The sequence below is a fragment of the Piscibacillus halophilus genome (assembly GCF_900110685.1).
In the GTDB taxonomy this organism is placed as follows: Bacteria; Bacillota; Bacilli; order Bacillales; family Alkalibacillaceae; genus Piscibacillus; species Piscibacillus halophilus.
The window spans coordinates 1-15,549 of sequence record NZ_FOES01000010.1; the positions used below are offsets into that span (position 1 = coordinate 1).

The 15,549-nt window shown below is 36.6% G+C and carries 15 protein-coding genes and 1 other RNA gene; 13 read left to right on the forward strand and 3 right to left on the reverse strand.

Annotation, left to right across the window (positions count from 1 at the left end; genetic code table 11):
• Positions 1-256 (reverse strand): transposase (locus BMY57_RS06490; protein WP_177176343.1); only part of this gene is annotated, 256 nt, incomplete at its 3' end.
• A gap of 124 nt (positions 257-380) precedes the next feature.
• Between BMY57_RS06490 and BMY57_RS06495 the strand changes: the two genes are divergently transcribed.
• From BMY57_RS06495 to rnr, 4 genes are all read left to right on the forward strand, one after another.
• Positions 381-1,625 carry a dicarboxylate/amino acid:cation symporter gene (locus tag BMY57_RS06495; protein ID WP_091773221.1) on the forward strand — a complete coding sequence of 415 codons (1,245 nt, stop codon included), beginning with the start codon at positions 381-383 and terminating at the stop codon, positions 1,623-1,625.
• A 129-nt stretch (positions 1,626-1,754) separates the two neighbouring features.
• Positions 1,755-1,985, forward strand: a complete 231-nt coding sequence (gene secG / locus BMY57_RS06500; protein WP_091773222.1) for a preprotein translocase subunit SecG — start codon at positions 1,755-1,757, stop codon at positions 1,983-1,985.
• A 180-nt stretch (positions 1,986-2,165) separates the two neighbouring features.
• Complete coding sequence (locus BMY57_RS06505; protein WP_091773223.1) at positions 2,166-2,912, forward strand: alpha/beta hydrolase; 747 nt, start codon at positions 2,166-2,168, stop codon at positions 2,910-2,912.
• Positions 2,913-2,930: 18 nt separating this feature from the next.
• A complete protein-coding gene (gene rnr, locus BMY57_RS06510; protein WP_091773224.1) occupies positions 2,931-5,141 on the forward strand; it encodes a ribonuclease R in 2,211 nt (736 codons plus the stop codon).
• A gap of 50 nt (positions 5,142-5,191) precedes the next feature.
• Here rnr and BMY57_RS06515 read toward each other — a convergent pair whose 3' ends face one another.
• On the reverse strand, positions 5,192-6,055 hold the full coding sequence (locus BMY57_RS06515) for a GNAT family N-acetyltransferase (RefSeq protein WP_091773225.1): 864 nt from the start codon (positions 6,053-6,055) through the stop codon (positions 5,192-5,194).
• Between the two features lie 134 nt (positions 6,056-6,189).
• Between BMY57_RS06515 and smpB the strand changes: the two genes are divergently transcribed.
• The 6 genes from smpB (at position 6,190) to BMY57_RS06545 (ending at position 12,339) form a co-directional block, all read left to right on the forward strand.
• The gene (gene smpB, locus BMY57_RS06520) at positions 6,190-6,651 is read left to right on the forward strand and encodes an SsrA-binding protein SmpB (RefSeq protein WP_091773226.1); all 462 of its coding nucleotides are present in this window, start codon (positions 6,190-6,192) and stop codon (positions 6,649-6,651) included.
• A 74-nt stretch (positions 6,652-6,725) separates the two neighbouring features.
• Positions 6,726-7,084: a transfer-messenger RNA gene (gene ssrA, locus BMY57_RS06525) on the forward strand.
• Positions 7,085-7,390: 306 nt separating this feature from the next.
• Entirely contained in the window at positions 7,391-8,614 is a 1,224-nt protein-coding gene (locus BMY57_RS06530; protein ID WP_091773227.1) for a zinc-dependent alcohol dehydrogenase, read from the forward strand.
• A gap of 19 nt (positions 8,615-8,633) precedes the next feature.
• Entirely contained in the window at positions 8,634-9,722 is a 1,089-nt protein-coding gene (locus BMY57_RS06535; protein ID WP_091773228.1) for a class II aldolase/adducin family protein, read from the forward strand.
• 119 nt (positions 9,723-9,841) lie between these two features.
• The gene (locus BMY57_RS06540) at positions 9,842-11,413 is read left to right on the forward strand and encodes an alkaline phosphatase family protein (RefSeq protein ID WP_091773229.1); all 1,572 of its coding nucleotides are present in this window, start codon (positions 9,842-9,844) and stop codon (positions 11,411-11,413) included.
• An 8-nt stretch (positions 11,414-11,421) separates the two neighbouring features.
• Positions 11,422-12,339, forward strand: a complete 918-nt coding sequence (locus BMY57_RS06545) for a CBASS cGAMP-activated phospholipase (protein ID WP_091773230.1) — start codon at positions 11,422-11,424, stop codon at positions 12,337-12,339.
• Between the two features lie 147 nt (positions 12,340-12,486).
• Here BMY57_RS06545 and BMY57_RS06550 read toward each other — a convergent pair whose 3' ends face one another.
• Entirely contained in the window at positions 12,487-13,548 is a 1,062-nt protein-coding gene (locus BMY57_RS06550) for a M42 family metallopeptidase (protein ID WP_091773231.1), read from the reverse strand.
• A gap of 160 nt (positions 13,549-13,708) precedes the next feature.
• Here BMY57_RS06550 and BMY57_RS06555 point away from each other — a divergent pair, with 160 nt between their 5' ends.
• From BMY57_RS06555 to BMY57_RS06565, 3 genes are all read left to right on the forward strand, one after another.
• Positions 13,709-14,899, forward strand: coding sequence for an MFS transporter (locus BMY57_RS06555; protein WP_439895785.1), 1,191 nt, complete (start codon positions 13,709-13,711; stop codon positions 14,897-14,899).
• 118 nt (positions 14,900-15,017) lie between these two features.
• Complete coding sequence (locus BMY57_RS06560) at positions 15,018-15,101, forward strand: YjcZ family sporulation protein (RefSeq protein ID WP_091773233.1); 84 nt, start codon at positions 15,018-15,020, stop codon at positions 15,099-15,101.
• Positions 15,102-15,309: 208 nt separating this feature from the next.
• On the forward strand, positions 15,310-15,399 hold the full coding sequence (locus BMY57_RS06565; RefSeq protein WP_091773234.1) for a YjcZ family sporulation protein: 90 nt from the start codon (positions 15,310-15,312) through the stop codon (positions 15,397-15,399).
• Positions 15,400-15,549 lie beyond the last annotated feature (150 nt).

The window sequence follows — 15,549 nt, forward strand, 5'->3', positions numbered from 1 at the left end:
GCTGATAGGGTTGGAACACTTGTGTCTGAAATGCGTTTTCTCGATCTCGTGGCACCTGAAGGTCTTGGATGCGACCGTATTTCGTATCCAATTGACGACCGTAACTGCCGTTCTTATAGTTTTTTAGCTCAGGATTTTCTTCGAAAAATTGATTCATTTCTTCCTTCATAATTGTTTCTAGCTTCTCTTGGACGAAAGAGCGGACTAATTCGTCCAGTTGATTTTCGAGGTTGTTTTGTCCTATACTTGTAAACATGAGGTAGGGCATCTCCTTTCATGAGTTGATTTCGTTGTTTACTCTGAGGATACCCTGCCTCTTTTTTTGTCTTCAAGAGTTTTACACAAACTATTGTACGTCATCAAGGGAGGTATGAGAAAAGATGAAAAACTTAACAAAGTACATTATCTACTCATTAATACTCGGTCTAGTAGTCGGTTTAGGAATGAATATATTTGCTCCTGACCTATTTGGTCCAGTAGATAAGTATTTCTTTGCGCCATTAGGTGATATCTTCTTACGTCTTATTCAAATGATGGTGATCCCAATCGTCTTCATTTCAATTGTTCTTGGTACAGCTAATATTGGTGACCCTAAAAAGTTAGGACGTATTGGTGGAAAGACTATTCTATTTTTCTTACTCTCAACTGCGGTAGCGATTACAATCGCGATGGCGCTAGCATTTATCGTTCAACCAGGTGAACCTGGATTGTTAGATGAAGAAGCGGCAAACTTTGAAAGTTCTGAGGCTCCATCTGTGGTTGATACATTAGTGAACATTATACCAACTAACCCTATTGAAGCTATGCAAAGTGGGGAAATGCTTCAAATTATTTTCTTTGCCATTTTTATCGGTTTTGGTTTAGCTATGTTAACAAAGAAAACAGACCGCATTTATCGTTTATTTGAACAGGGTAACGAACTTGTTATGTACTTAATCATGATTGTGATGTACACAGCTCCATTCGGTGCGTTTGGTCTAATTGCATCAGCGGTTGGTGGAGCAGGGATAGGCGCTATTAAATCAATGGCAGCATATTTCTTCGTTGTCTTATTTGCCTTAATCCTTCATGCCATCATCACTTATGGTGCTGTCGTTAAGTTTGTTGCGAAAAAGAGCCCTTGGTGGTTCTTTAAAAACTTTGCACCAGCTATGAGTGTTGCGTTTGGTACAGCAAGTAGTGGTGCAACATTACCGGTCAGTATGAAAACGGCTCAAGAACGACTAGGTGTTCGTAAATCTGTGAGTAGTTTCGTTCAACCTTTAGGTGCTACCATTAACATGGATGGTACGGCTATTATGCAAGGTGTTGCGACCGTTTTCATTGCGCAAGTCTATGCTGTAGACTTAAGCTTTACACAACTTATGACAGCCCTTCTTATTGCGATTCTTGCATCGATTGGTACGGCCGGGGTACCTGGTGTTGGATTAATTATGTTAGCTATGGTATTAGATCAAGTTGGATTACCAGTTGAAGCAATTGGTTTAATTCTAGGTGTTGACCGATTACTAGATATGACTCGTACAGCAGTTAACATTACGGGTGATGCTACTTGTGCATTATTTGTATCTGAAACAGAAAAAGATATAGAAAAGAATAAACCATCGATTAGTGATGAAGCATAACAAAAGTCGCCTTTGGGCGGCTTTTGTTTTTAAATAAGTCATTAACAATAAAATCAACTTGCGAAATAACTCATAATTGTGCTACATTTATATTATGGAATTGTCCGTATGAACTAGGAGGTCAATAGAATGTATACATTTTTAGTCACCCTATTATTTATCGCTACTGTTGGACTTATTGTTGTCGTATTATTACAGTCAGGTAAAAGTGCTGGTTTATCTGGTGCTATTTCTGGCGGTGCTGAGCAATTATTTGGTAAACAAAAAGCTCGTGGAATCGATGGTGTCTTACATCGATTAACGATTATTTTTGGTGTAGCATTTATGATCATTACGTTTTTATTAGGTTATATTGTTTAATAAATTCATGGGCCTGAAAACAGTAAGTATAAACTTACTGTTTTTTTATCTTACATAAATATATTTTTTCATATATGGCTCGCCATGTGGCGGGTCTTCTTTGTGAAAAAATTTTCAATCGCGATGATTAGTCGTATGTTAATTAGGGAAACTAATATATAGAAACGGAAGGGGATTCATATGCAAATCAAACAACCAGAACCATTTACATTTGAAGCAGGAAATCGAGCAGTTTTATTATTACATGGATTCACTGGACATTCGGCAGATGTGAGAATGTTAGGGCGATTTTTAGAGAAAAAAGGTTATACGACACATGCTCCGATTTATAAAGGACATGGAGCACCTCCTGAAGAGTTAGTCCAGTCTACTGCAAAAGATTGGTGGCAAGATGCTCTAGGTGGTTACGAACATCTTAAAAATTTAGGCTATGATGAAATTGCTGTAGCAGGTCTTTCATTAGGCGGAGTGATGGCATTACGTCTCGCTTATAACAAGCCTGTCAAAGCTGTTATTCCTATTTGTTCACCCGTTTTCTTCGATAATGTTGAAGAATTGACGCAAGGTTTTCGTCAATTTGCGAAAGAATATAAGCAGTTACAGCAAAAAGATGATGATGAAATCCAAAAAGAAATTGATGAACTCATTGAGAATTCAGATGAAACATTTCAGTCACTAAGCAAGCTCATTCAAGAAGTTCATGATGAAGTCGATACCATCTATGCTCCGACATACGTCCTTCAAGCTGAAGAAGATGAAATGATTAACAAAGATAGTGCTCAATATATTTATGATAATGTGGAATCCGATGTTAAAGAAATTAAGTGGTATGAAGGGGCACCGCACGTCATTACATTAAGTGATTATAAGGAACAAGTTCATGAAGATGTGTATCAATTTTTAGAAAAAATAGATTGGTCCGAATAATAGAAATGAGGTGACGATATGGAAAAACTAAAGCAACGACTTAAAAATTTCTTTGAAGAAGAAGCCACTCGACCGATGAGTGTGACCGATTTACAAGAAGAGCTAGAGCTTCATTCAAGTGATGAATTACAAATTTTAATGAAGAATTTAAATGAACTTGAAAATGAAGGCGAGCTTGTACGAAACCGTAAAAATCGTTATGGTTTACCTGAAAAGATGAACCTTATAAGAGGGCGTATTCAAATGCACTCTAAGGGATTCGCTTTTTTAATTCCTGAGGATGAAGATCAGTCTGATATTTATATTCACCAATCAGATTTAATGACTGCGATGAACGGGGATACAGTATTAGTTCGGGTTGAAACACCGTCTGAAACGGGTAACCGTCCAGAAGGTATTGTCGTGCGTATCGTTGAACGAAATAATGCGCCAATTGTTGGAACTTATCAAGATAATGGACGCTTCGGATTTGTGATTGCTGATGACAAACGAATTCCGAATGATATTTTTATTCGTGAAGGAAATTCTGGTGGAGCCGTGGATGGGCATAAGGTTATTGTCAAAATTACTGAATACCCTGAAGGGCGTAAAAGTGCTGAAGGGGAAATTATAAATATTTTAGGACACAAGAATGATCCTGGGATTGAGATCTTATCCATCATTCATAAACATGGAATTAAAGCCGAGTTTGATGAAGAAACATTGAAACATGCGAATGAAGTACCTGATGAAATTTCAGAAAGTGAGATTGGTAATCGCAAAGATTTACGTAACGAACAAATTGTAACGATTGATGGTGCAGATGCGAAGGACCTGGATGATGCTGTACGCGTTCAAAAATTAGATAACGGAAATTATTTGTTAGGAGTTTATATTGCGGATGTTTCTTATTACGTTAAAGAAGGCTCTCCAATTGATAAAGAAGCATTTGAACGTAGTACAAGTACTTATTTAACTGACCGCGTGGTACCGATGATTCCACATCGTTTATCCAATGGGATTTGTTCTTTAAACCCTCAAGTAGATCGTCTCACGTTAGGATGTGAGATGGAAATCGATTCAAGTGGTGACATTGTGAGCCATGAAATCTTTCAAGCCGTTATTAATACGACAGAACGCATGACTTATGTAGATGTGAATGCTATCTTAGACGGTGATGAGGAGCTTAACCAACGTTATGAGCCACTTGTTCCGATGTTTAAAGATATGCACGAGCTTGCTCATATTTTAAGGAGAAAGCGTATGGCTCGTGGTGCCATTGACTTTGATTTCAAAGAAGCTCAAGTATTAGTCGATGATCAGGGCAATCCAACCGATGTTGTATTACGAGAACGAGGTGAAGCAGAACGTATCATTGAAGATTTCATGTTAGCGGCTAACGAGACCGTTGCTGAACACTTCCACTGGATGGATGTTCCGTTCATACATCGTATTCACGAAGATCCAGATCCAGGTAAATTACAAACGTTCTTTGAATTTATTGCGAATCTTGGTTATACGATAAAAGGTTCGGTTGATACAATTCATCCTAAAGCTTTACAAGGACTTTTAGAAGAAATTAGAGGAAGTAAAGAGGACTTAATTGTATCGAAGCTTATGCTGAGATCGATGCAAAAAGCACGATACGCACCAGAAAGTGTCGGGCACTTTGGATTAGCGACGAAGTTTTACACACATTTTACGTCACCAATCCGACGTTATCCAGATCTCATTGTTCACCGATTAATTAGAACTTATATAATTGAAGGCGATATAGGGATTGATACACAAGATGATTGGAAAAATAAACTTCCAGATATCGCGCGCCATACTTCTGAGATGGAGAGACGTTCGATTGATGCTGAACGCGAGACAGATGACTTCAAGAAAACTCAGTTTATGAGTCATAAAATCGGTGAAGAGTTCGATGGAATTATTAGCTCCATTACTAACTTTGGCATGTTTGTGGAACTGCCGAATACCATAGAAGGTCTAGTTCACGTCAGTTATTTAACCGATGATTATTACCACTTTGATGATAAACACCATGTCATGATTGGTGAGAGAACCGGAAATATTTTTAGAATTGGTGATGAAGTCAGAGTGCGAGTCGTCGATACCAATATTGAAGAACGCGTAATTGACTTTGAAATCGTTGGTATGGAACAAAAGAAGAAGAAAAAAGACGACGATGAAAAAGTGATAAAAGCGAAGAAGTTGAACAAAAAGCCGCGTAAAAATAAGAAATAATTAAAACGCCACAGTTAGAAGCTGTGGCGTTTTAAATGAACGTTCGGTTCTTAGATCCACTCTCCGTGTAAAACCCATGGATCTTGAATTTCAAATGCTTCATCATTCGTATCTTTTCTTGAAGCATCAGTTAAATCTGTCCGAATCATGGTGTCTTCACCGTATTGTTGCTGGAATAACTTATGTGTCTCAAAAATGGTTTCCCACAAACCAGGTTGCTTGAATAAGTCATCCCATAAATAAACAACATGCGCATAATCATATTTTTTCTGATCATGGTAAATGATTAATACTCTGTCTCCAATTGGATTCTTGAAGAAGTACCAATCTTTAATTTCATCATCCTTAAAAAGCTTAGGTGAAGCAGGGAATGGATAATAAGCTTGATAAGGAAAAATAATATCAGGTTTATTTTCGATGGTTGAAATCCATTCGCGCTTTTCTTCAAGTGATGTGATTGGAGTCCAAATCGGACCCTTTGCATATGATAATGATTCAGGTTTAACTAAAGTCGAGGCGTGAAATGTTTTTATTTGGGGAAGCTCACATTTTTCCAAAACTCTAAGTGCTGAATAATTGTGCAATTGAGTATTAGCACCAATCCATTTGATCTCTGGTAACTTCTTAAGCTGGCTCACAACATATTGCATGATTTGAGTGGCATACCCTTTACCTGTATAACGGAGATCACTTCTTAAGCGCCCAAGCATAGCATATTCATCAGCAAATATAGTATAACCAGCAATCGATACTAATTGTCCATCAACAAATAAACCGAATACTTTATGTTCATCATTCGTCGTCAAGCGGTCAAAGATTCGTATAATATAATCATCTTCAATACCCGTATGCATTTGTTTATACGTATCTAAATCATCTAATGTCAAAGCCCTAATTTGTATGGTGTCAATCATGGCGTTTCCCCCTAATAAATCTTATCTAATTACTAATATTGCCATATTGAATTCGTTATTGTCTATTAAAATGTTTAGTTTGAAACATGTGCTGTTTTTGATAAAATAACGTTATGCAGTGAGGAGGAAGAGAAATGGCTAAAAAAGACCCAAATGCCATTGCGACAAACCGAAAAGCTAGTCATGATTACTTTATAGAAGAAACCTATGAAGCGGGTATGGTATTAAAAGGAACTGAAATTAAGTCCATTCGTGCTGGACGCGTTAACTTAAAAGATGCCTTCGCAAGGATTTCAAATGGAGAAGCCTATGTTCATAACTTGCATATTTCACCATACGAACAAGGTAACCAATTTAACCATGAACCGACTCGTGCGAGAAAACTGTTACTTCATAAAAAAGAAATTAATAAGCTAATTGGCCAGACGCAGCAAAAAGGTTATTCATTAGTTCCTTTAAAAATTTATATTAAAAATGGCGTTGCTAAACTTCTAATCGGTTTAGGTAAAGGTAAAAAGAAATATGATAAACGTGAAGACTTGAAACAAAAAGCGATGAAACGCGACGTTGAACGTGCTTTAAAGGATAACTACTAAGCAAGTTTTTCCATTTTCAATTGTAAATGTGCGTGTTATAATATTGAATACAAATGGATATTGATTGTTTATTCGGGGACGTTACGGATTCGACAGGGATAGGTCGAGCTTAAGTAGCGAGCCGAGGCGACGACTCGTAAAACGTCATCAGTTAATAATAACTGGCAAACAAAACGATTTCGCTGTAGCTGCGTAAGCAGATTCTACAGGATCCTTCCTGCCATCGCCCGTGTGGCAGATTGAAGGGTCTCAAACTAAGCGGGCTACGCTAGAATTCGCCGTCTGAGGATTCTAGAAGAGACTAATCAGACTAGCCACTCGGAAGCCTGTCGGTAGGCTGAAGAGTTGGCGAATGATAATATACCGACTACGCTCGTAGAAGCTTAAGTGATGATATCCTTGGACGTGGGTTCGACTCCCACCGTCTCCATATTTGTTTGATTAATAGCGTCAAATCAACCTTTTGATATAATGGATAAAATTAATAAGTAAATTCATATATTTTCGCTAGTTAGAAGTCGTCTTCGAAATAGAAGACGACTTCTTTTTTGGTTGAAGGTTATAAATGATTATACACTCACCAGTTTATGTTCTTCTACAGTTTTCCTTTTCTTTTTATTCACCCTCAACTTTCAACGAGTTAGCCTATATGAAAACTTTCTATTTCCATGGGTTTCTCTTGTAATGCCCCTCTATTAAGATGATTCAATTTAGTTTTGTAGACGAAAGGACGATTAGGTTGAAAGCGATTCAATTTGATTATAGGCTACCACGCTATGTAATGACTAAAATTGCAGGGAAAATTAGTCCATCGCATTACTGGAATTCAAAGATTTCCTGTATAAGGTTAGAGGAACGAGCCGATTTAAATTTACCCAATGAACATTGGGTAAAGGTAAAAGTTAAATATGGTGGTATATGCGGAAGTGACCTTAACCTAATCTTCCTAAACGATAGTCCAGCTACGTCTCCTTTTGCTTCATTTCCTTTCACGATCGGACATGAAATTGTAGGAGAAATTGCCGAAGTAGGCTCTAAAGCGAATCAGTTCAATACAGGAGAACGGGTGGTGGTTGATCCCATCCTATCTTGTGAACCGAGAGGGTTTTTAGAACCTTGTTCTGAATGTCAAAAGGGTAACTTTAGCTTGTGCTTACATAAAACGGAGGGGGATTTATCCCCAGGATTGTTAACCGGTACTTGCCGAGATACAGGTGGAGGCTGGAGTTCTTATATCGTAGCCCATAAAAGTCAAATATTTAAGTTACCCCCTGAAGTGGATGATTTAAATGGTGTCATGGTGGAGCCATTTAGTTGTGCATTACATAGTGTTTTACAGAACCCTCCAAAAGATGGTGACACAGTTCTTGTGATTGGTGGAGGGGTTATTGGGTTATGTGTGATAGCTGCCATTCGAGCCCTCGATATTAAATGTAAAATTGTATCTTTAACGAAACACAATATTCAAGCTGAATTCGCTACGCGTTATGGAGCAGATGAAGTGGTCTTCTTAGGGGATCAAGATTATACCTCAACATTGGCAGACACACTTGGAGGAAAAGTATTAAAACCAATATTTGGCCCTAAAACTATATTGGGTGGGGCTGATATAGTATTTGAATGTGTTGGAAAAAAACAAAGTATTAATGATGGTCTACGTTTTACAAAAAATGGTGGGAAAGTAGTTCTGTTAGGGTTGGCAGGAATAATGGATGGAATAGATTGGACAACCATTTGGCTTAATGAATTAGATATTACAGGCAGCTTTGCTTATAGTACGGAAGATTATCAAGGAAAGAGAGTTAGAACATTTGATATTGCGATTGAATTAATGCGTCTTGGAAAAGTAGATCTATCTTCACTGGTGACGCATCAATTTACGCTTGAACAATATAAAAACGCTTTATCTACAGCCTCAAGGAAAGGAACAAAGTCAGCCATTAAAGTAGTGTTTGAACCTTAAATAAGAAGGAGGGATTAACATGCACTCATTTACTGTAGCCGGTCATCAAGAAACCTCATTTCTAACGTGGTTTATGAATAATATTAGAGAAAAATTCACAGAAAAAGGTTATCGCTATCTACAGGAACCAGAGGACAATATAAGAATTGTATTTAACCTTTTAGACCGACAGAAGCCACGTCCATTTAGAAGAAAAGCTCAAGCCACCTTTGTGGTATCGATTATAGAGGAGCACGAAAAACCTGAAGACATATTCAAGGCGGCTTATCCTTACTTGATTCGGTCTTTAGCTAACCATTTGATTTATGTATTACATCATGATGATCATGTAGAATTTTATTTTATTACGCCTGAACAAGGATTCTATAAAATAAGATATGATGGTGATGATGAGTCATTTTTCCAGAAAGTATTTGAACGGTTAGAACCAGTTGCTTCATCAGAGTTAGTTATAAATAATGAATTTTACGATGATCTTGATCAAAGTTTATGGAACGGAAATATTCATACGGAAAAGATCTATCATTCAGGTAGGAAACTTAATGAAATGAACTTACTGCCGGCACCGTTTCCATTAGAAGAATATTTAACGCCTCGTGATATGAGACAGTTGAAAAGATTGTATGGAATCGGAGGATTAAGTTACGGTAATTTAAGTAGTCGGGATGATAATGAAAGTCATTTTTGGATGAGTGCTAGTGGTGTGGACAAAGGAAATATGAGAAATGTAGGACAAGATATTTTATATATAACGGGTTTTAACCGTGATAAAAATGCTATGGAAATTAGAGTTCCCCCTGAAATCACGCCTAAAAGGGCTTCTGTTGATGCCATTGAGCATTGGATGATTTATAAGGAGTATCCAGATGTTGGTGCGATTGTTCATATTCATGCTTGGATGGACGGTGTTCAGGCCACGGAAATCAATTATCCTTGCGGAACCATCCAATTAGCTAAAGCTGTAGCGGATTTAGTTCGAAGTTCTGAAGATCCGTCTAGGGCGGTGATCGGATTGAAGAATCACGGTTTAACCATTACAGGTCGTGATTTAGATGATATTTTTGAAAGAATCGATGGAAAAGTCGTTAACCAAGTACCAATGACTTAATAGCTTAACACGCGTTTACTTATAGTAGACGCGTGTTTTTTGATGCCGTATAAATCACCATTAACTTGGAAAAATATTAGATACCTTATTGTTGTTTGAACAAAGGAGCGACATTAATTTTGCTAAAATTAATCATATATGTGTTGATTATTTTATTAATCTTATTTTTATTTTACATATATATATTTCAACCGCTTAGTAAAACAAATCAATTAAATCAACCTGCCAATATACCATCATCTAAGCCTGTTGTGATGATTATTGTTGACTCTTTAATGGATGAGCCGTTACAAAAATCGATTAAGGATGGGAAAACGCCAGCACTGAAGTTCCTAATAGACCATGGCAAGTATTATCCTGATATGATCAGCAGTTATCCGACTATGTCCGTATCAATAGAAGGTTCTTTATTAACGGGAACATACCCAGATGAGCATCGAGTACCTGCATTAGTTTGGTACGATGAAAATAAGAAGCAGTTTATAAGTTACGGTAGTGCCCGAAAGGAAATTATGAAGCTAGGGATAAAAGAGGTTCTAAGGAACAGTGTTTTTAAATTAAATCAAGAACACTTAAGTAATCAAGTCAAAACGTTGCATGAAGAAGTAGAACAATCTGCGTCGATCAATGCCCTTATATATCGTGGTAATAACACTAAGCCATTACAAGTCCCAAGATTATTTAATATGATGAATTATATGGATCGAAATGCGTCTGTAAAAGCTCCCGATTACTTTTCATTTGGCTTATTGTCCACTATAGATCCACGAAATAACTACACTTATTTATGGCAATCTTTTGGATTAAACGATAAATTCGCTGCGAAAGAATTAAAATATTTAATTAATCAAGACCGAGTACCATCCTTTAGTCTAGTCTTTTTTCCAGAAAACGATAAGGCAGTTCACAAAATGGGCACTAGTGATAAAAAGGGAATCGAAAAAGCGGATCAACAACTGCAAGAAATTTTTAATACTTATCCTACTTGGGAAGATGCGTTGAGAGATATCGTGTGGGTTGTAATGGGAGATAGTGGTCAAACGGATGTTATAAATGATGAAAGTCAGGCTTTAATTGACCTAAGAGAATTGTTATCAGATTACCAAATCCATCAAATTAGTAAACCGATTCAAGTTAAAGATGAAATTGTTTTAGGTTTAAATGAAAGAATGTCTTTTGTATATCTGTTAGATGAGGAAATAACGTTTGAAGAAGTGGCTTCTAAACTGAATCATGATGAACGTATCGGATTTACCGCATGGAAAGATGGGGAGTGGGTCCATGTTTTGTCTGGAGATGGTGAAGGTCAGCTGACATTCAAACCCGATGGAGAATATAAGGATTCATACAATCAAACTTGGACGTTAGAAGGAAACCCGAATGTTCTAGATCTATCCATTAATGAAAAGAACGAAATTTCTTACGATCGTTACCCTGATGGACTGGCTCGATTATATAGTTCACTTCATTCCCATTCGGGTAAATATCTTATAGTCGACGCCAAGCCTGGATACGAATTTGTTGGAGAGGGTTCACCGACTCATGTTGGGGGAGCAAGTCATGGCTCTCTTCATAAACAGGACGCTTATTTTCCACTTATTGTGACTGGAACGGACTTAGAACCAAAACATAAGAGAATCATCGACTTGAAAGAGTGGATTATGCAAATAATTGAAAAGAATAATGAATAGGTGACTATATGAAAATTTTATGTATGGATGGTGGCGGTATTAGGGGTGTTTATGCCATTGCTATTTTGCAAGCAATAGAAGAGGAATACGGTACCCCGATAGGTGAGCATTTTGATTTAATTGCTGGTTCAAGTACAGGTGCCATCATTGCAACCTCTATTGCATTGAATAAAAAAATGAGCGAGGTTATGAATCATTATAAGAAGTATGGGAAAAAGATTTTTAAACGTCAAGCAAAGATTGGGTTTTTTAAAAGTGTATACAGTGATCGGTATTTAAGATATTTTTTTCAAAAATCTTTTGGTGATTATACTCTTGAGGATATCCAAAAACCGCTTCTGATTCCTGCGGTAGACGCGACCCACGGTAAACCCTATATTTTTCGTTCAAATTATGGTCACTCCAACCATGATGACCTATCTATTAAATTATGGGATGCTGTTCTTTCTTCTTGTTCAGCACCCATCTATTTTCCGCCGAACAATATCAATAATCAATACCTATCCATTGACGGTGGTTTATGGGCCAATAACCCTTCATTAGTATGTATGACAGAGGCAATAAACTATTTTAATACTTCCATTAGTGAAATAGAAATATTGTCGTTGGGGACAGGATTACAAAAAATTAATTTCAACATAGATCAAGAAGGTTGGGGGGTACAAAAATGGCTTCCATTAAATTTTACATCGTTAAAAGTAACACCAAAGCTATTAGACCTAGCCCTTCACCTTTCCTCAGAATCTACAACTTATCATTGTAAATTACTTCTTAAGAAAAATTATTTAAGATTAAACAAGGAACTAGGAGAAGAAGTACCATTTGATGATATCAGCTATATTGATAAGCTAAACGATTTGGGAATAGAAACCTATAACGAACAAACAGAGAAAATTAAGATGTTTTTGGGAGGGGGAACTCCGTAGAAATTTTATTTCTAGACGCCTTTTATGACTCATTTATTGAAAGGTTTTGAGCCGTTTTGAATGGTTATTTAAGCTATGATGAACCCCCGTTTATGGGGTTTTATTGACAATAGGCAAAGCACTAAATAGGTACTTTGCCTATTAACATTATTTCAAATTAAATTTATAGTCTTTTGATGTTTTCATCTTTTTCACAAACTCTGTTAGAAGTTCCTTGGTCGCATCCAAATCGTTCAAATCAATTAATTCGATAGAGGAGTGGGCGTTTCTAGAAGGAATGGACAGCACTCCAGTAGGGACTCCTTGTTGAGCTAAACTTAATTCACCCGCGTCAGTCCCTATTCCAGGGAAAATTTCTAACTGATAGTTAATATTTTGTTGCTCCGCAATGTCTACTAAATGATTTTTGACTTTTTTATTAGCGATTAAGCTAAAGTCTAACACTTTAATTCCGGTACCTGCTCCAAGTGCGAGCGTTTGATCCATCATTTCTTCGGTTGTATCACTCACAGCAGTTGTATCCAGCGCAATCGCAACATCAGCGTTGTGTTGGTGACTCGCCACTCGTGCCCCTCTTAGACCGACTTCCTCTTGTACTGAAAAAACTCCTACGATTTCTCCACAAAAGTTGCTCGAATCTAGTTCTTCTAATGTTTGAATTAAAACGGCACAGCCCGCACGGTCATCAAAAGCTTTCCCTGCTATACGATGTTCTGTCAATTGATCGATATAAGGTTGCCAAGTAATCGAATCGCCAACTTTTATACCCATAGAATCAATCTCTTTTTTAGATGTAGCTCCAACATCAATATATAGCTGTTGATGTTTTCTTACTTTTTGAGGGTCATCAAACTTTTTCATATGTGCTGAAATCGTACCAATAACTCCTGATTGAAATCCTTTAGACGTTTTAATTTGTACTCGTTGGGACAATAAAATTCGATCGTCATGACCACCCAGTTTTTCAAAGCGTAAGAGACCATTTTCTTCAATCTTTTTAACGATAAAACCTACTTCATCCATATGAGCAGCGACAACGATTTTAGGACCTGGTTGACGTCCTTTTTTACTTACAATGAGGTTACCAACTCCATCAACTTCAATCGAATCAACAGTCCCCTTTAATCTATTAGCTATGTACTTTCCGACATCTTCTTCAAATCCACAAGGTCCATGAATGTGGGTGAGTTCTTCTAATATTTTCTTCATTGTGATTCTCCTTTTTGATTGTTTTAAAAATTACTATAACAGATTTATATAAAACTAGTTACTAACTTGCATAGAAATTCCAGTAATTCATTAAATATTCAAATAATTGACTATATTGACTATAATCGTAAGTTAAACTGAGAATAAGTAGGTGATGAGCTTGTTTTCATGGAAGAATTCAATTCTATTAATATTAGGTATTGGTGTATCTCATTTAGGTAATTGGATATACTTAGTCGCTATTAATTTGTACATATTAAATTTAACAGGTTCTGCAGCAGCAGTTGCAGGTCTGTTTATCATTAGGCCAATAGCAACGATTTTAACTAACACTTGGGCTGGGAGTGTCATTGATCGTGTAAATAAAAAGAGGATGTTGGTCACCGTAGATTTAGTTAGAGGCGCCATTGTGTTTGTGATTCCATTTATAGAAAGCTTATGGGGAATCTATGGACTTATTTTTATGATTAATTTAATTGGATCATTTTTTGGTCCGACATCTCAGGTTTATATCACTCAACTAGTTCCTGTAGAAAAACGTCAACGCTTTAATTCTTTAATGAGCACCATGAGTTCTGGAGCCTTTTTAGTAGGGCCTGCGTTATCTGGAGTATTAATTATGTACTTTGGAACCGATGTGAGTATCTTTGTGAATGCAGTTACGTTTTTGGTTTGTGGAGGCATCATTGCGCTTCTTCCTAATATTAATGGTGCATTAATAAACTCGAAGGTAAAAGGAATACAAGCTTGGTTCAATGACTGGAAAGTGGTCGCTTCATTTTTCAAAAGAGCCTCTTACTTTGTGTTTGTTTATATACTGTTTCAGACCGCAATGCTCATTGGATTTGCTTTGGATTCCCAAGAAGTGACTTATATTAAACAATATCTTGGTTTATCTGATGAATATTATGGTTTGCTAATGAGCATCACGGGGGCTGGTTCGATTGCTGGTGCTTTAATTGCGGCTCTTATAGCCAGTAAAGTTCCTCTTCGGTTTTACATAGGTGGAGGAGTTTTATTATCTTCTTTAGGATATGTCTTATTTTATTCTTCATTTAATTTTATCTCGGCCTTAATAGCTTTTATTATTCTGGGTTTCTTTATGGCTTTTGCGAATGCCGGGTACGCCACATTTTTTCAAAACCATGTACCGACGAATATTATGGGACGTATCGGAAGTGTTGCTAATATTATTCAATCTATTATTCAAATCATGTTCACTTTGATCTTAGGCTTTTTTGCAGAAATCCTCACTCTTCAATTAGTCACATTAATAGGCTCTTTAATAGGTTTAATTATTAGTTTTCTATTACTCATCTATTTAATAAAAAAGGCTGATGCTACTAGGTGAGTCACTATTTACAGGGCATTATATGATATCAGTCTATACCATTTTGATACAAATAACATAGAAGTAACTAGAAAGAGAAATTATATTCTCTTATAAAGGATGAAAGGGGGCTAGAGTCATGGGATACAACTACGGTGAAAAATTTGCGTTAATCGTTGTACTATTCATTTTGTTAATTATTGTTGGTGCTGCTTGGTACTAAGGTAACAAACAAACAGATTTATTGGCCCAATTTATCATTCATGAACAGTATAATGATGGAGCTTTCTAGACTAACTATTATGAAGCCTTACCGTAGAATGGTAAGGCTATTTGATAAGGAAAAGTCATTGAAATTGTGCATTAGCCTTATCAATGTGTTGCACAAAACATATATTGATAATGAACATGTGTAAAAGGAGGAAATGTTTATGTCAGGAGGACACGGTTACGGCGGTGGCTTCGCGCTAGTTGTCGTATTATTTATCTTATTAATTATTGTTGGTGCTGCTTGGTACTAAGATGAAGAAGAAAAGGCTGCGAATTTTCGCAGCCTTTTATACATAAAGAAAAAAGACAAGCCTAAAAAAATGATTTTGTATATTGAAGTTTACGTTAACGTAAATGTTAAACTTAGTTTAAAGAATTTTTTGACAAATAGGAAGGAGGTC

Excerpts from the sequence above, each read along its gene's own strand:
- BMY57_RS06495 (WP_091773221.1), top strand. The coding sequence starts at position 381 with ATGAAAAACTTAACAAAGTACATTATCTACTCATTAATACTCGGTCTA.
- secG (WP_091773222.1), top strand. The coding sequence starts at position 1,755 with ATGTATACATTTTTAGTCACCCTATTATTTATCGCTACTGTTGGACTT.
- BMY57_RS06505 (WP_091773223.1), top strand. The coding sequence starts at position 2,166 with ATGCAAATCAAACAACCAGAACCATTTACATTTGAAGCAGGAAATCGA.
- rnr (WP_091773224.1), top strand. The coding sequence starts at position 2,931 with ATGGAAAAACTAAAGCAACGACTTAAAAATTTCTTTGAAGAAGAAGCC.
- BMY57_RS06515 (WP_091773225.1), bottom strand. The coding sequence starts at position 6,055 with ATGATTGACACCATACAAATTAGGGCTTTGACATTAGATGATTTAGAT.
- smpB (WP_091773226.1), top strand. The coding sequence starts at position 6,190 with ATGGCTAAAAAAGACCCAAATGCCATTGCGACAAACCGAAAAGCTAGT.
- BMY57_RS06535 (WP_091773228.1), top strand. The coding sequence starts at position 8,634 with ATGCACTCATTTACTGTAGCCGGTCATCAAGAAACCTCATTTCTAACG.
- BMY57_RS06545 (WP_091773230.1), top strand. The coding sequence starts at position 11,422 with ATGAAAATTTTATGTATGGATGGTGGCGGTATTAGGGGTGTTTATGCC.
- BMY57_RS06550 (WP_091773231.1), bottom strand. The coding sequence starts at position 13,548 with ATGAAGAAAATATTAGAAGAACTCACCCACATTCATGGACCTTGTGGA.
- BMY57_RS06560 (WP_091773233.1), top strand. The coding sequence starts at position 15,018 with ATGGGATACAACTACGGTGAAAAATTTGCGTTAATCGTTGTACTATTC.
- BMY57_RS06565 (WP_091773234.1), top strand. The coding sequence starts at position 15,310 with ATGTCAGGAGGACACGGTTACGGCGGTGGCTTCGCGCTAGTTGTCGTA.